General features: G+C 51.1%; 2 protein-coding genes. One reads left to right on the top strand and one right to left on the bottom strand.

Annotated elements, in window-relative coordinates; all coding sequences use genetic code 11:
* Window positions 1-55: 55 nt before the first annotated feature.
* Complete coding sequence (locus FGL94_RS18085; protein WP_144928150.1) at window positions 56-877, top strand: IS5 family transposase; 822 nt, start codon at window positions 56-58, stop codon at window positions 875-877.
* A gap of 13 nt (window positions 878-890) precedes the next feature.
* Here the strand turns inward: FGL94_RS18085 and FGL94_RS18090 are convergent, their stop codons facing one another.
* A complete protein-coding gene (locus tag FGL94_RS18090) occupies window positions 891-1,214 on the bottom strand; it encodes a hypothetical protein (protein WP_206664969.1) in 324 nt (107 codons plus the stop codon).
* Window positions 1,215-1,322: the final 108 nt, after the last annotated feature.

Genomic DNA, 1,322 nt, shown 5'->3' on the forward strand with positions numbered 1-1,322 from the left:
TTCGGCTCTGTTGAAATCCTCAGAGAGTTACATGTTCGCCGTGTAATTCGACGAGATGAAGGCCCTCCCGAAGTCGCAGATTCTCCGGTTTACTGAGAAGGCGATCCATCTGGCACGCCGAGCGGTTTCTCGATACTCCTCGAAGTTCTCCAAACATCGCTATACACTTCCCCAGCACGTTGTTTTGCTGTGCCTCAAAGTTCGAAAGAACACGACCTATCGTGGCCTGCTTGACGAACTGATCGAGATGCCACGCATTCGTCACGCCCTCGGATTAGCTGAACTTCCTACGCCATCAACGCTTTGTAAGGCGTTCAACCGGCTTGATATGGCTGTATGGCGTGCTATATTGACTCTCTCAGCGACGCTACTTCCGACGAGCGGTGTCGTTGGAGTTGATGCGTCAGGATTCGACCGCAGTCACGCCTCAAAACACTACACGAAACGAGCCGAACTCACGATTCAGCAGCTCAAAGTGACGCTGTTGGTTGATGCGAAGGTCAACGCAATCCTCGATCTCCACGTGACGACGACACGAAAACACGATAGCCAGATCGCTCCATCGTTGATCAAGCGCAATCCCGAAGACATTGATATTCTGCTCGGTGACAAGGGCTACGACGACCAGAAGATCAGGCGGCTCGCCCGGCAACATGAGGTTCGGCCACTGATTAAGCATCGTGAGTTCACATCACTCCACAAGGCATGGAACGCACGCTTAGACGCTGATCTCTACGGCCAGCGGAGTCAATCCGAGACTGTGAACTCAACGCTCAAGCGAAAGTACGGTGCGTTCGTCCGATCACGATGCTGGTGGAAACAGTTTCGTGAACTCACTATCGCTTGTCTCGTTCATAATCTCGACCGGTCGCTCTGAACGGTCTATACAGTTATTCCGTTGCTCGATACGCCTGACCGCCACGAACGATTCCCAGTACCGCGAGGAGGGCATACAGAACGGGCATATTTACGAGACCGAGATTCAGATAGCCGAGAACGGCGAAGGCAAGTGAGAGAACTCCAACAACGATCATAATGACTGAGTACACTTTCTGAAACTTCAAGAGCAGGAACACACCAGCGACGGCGATTAACGAGAAGAGGACGCTGAGGAAATACGAATCGAGGTAGACGGAAACAAAAACTGCTCCGAAGAAAGCAACAACGATGAGCCCCACCCTACAGAGATTCCTCCGTAACTCCTGATCGATCACGTTGAGAGAGTTATATTCCAAGGAGAAACAGTTTATTCTTTTCGAAATTCTCATCGACCGGCTGTTTCAGGCGAGAATGTGTCTGAAGAATAGGATTTCAACAAGGCC

The sequence above is a fragment of the Halorubrum salsamenti genome, assembly GCF_007671685.1.
Taxonomy (GTDB): Archaea; Halobacteriota; Halobacteria; order Halobacteriales; family Haloferacaceae; genus Halorubrum; species Halorubrum salsamenti.

Excerpts from the sequence above, each read along its gene's own strand:
- FGL94_RS18085 (WP_144928150.1), top strand. The coding sequence starts at position 56 with ATGAAGGCCCTCCCGAAGTCGCAGATTCTCCGGTTTACTGAGAAGGCG.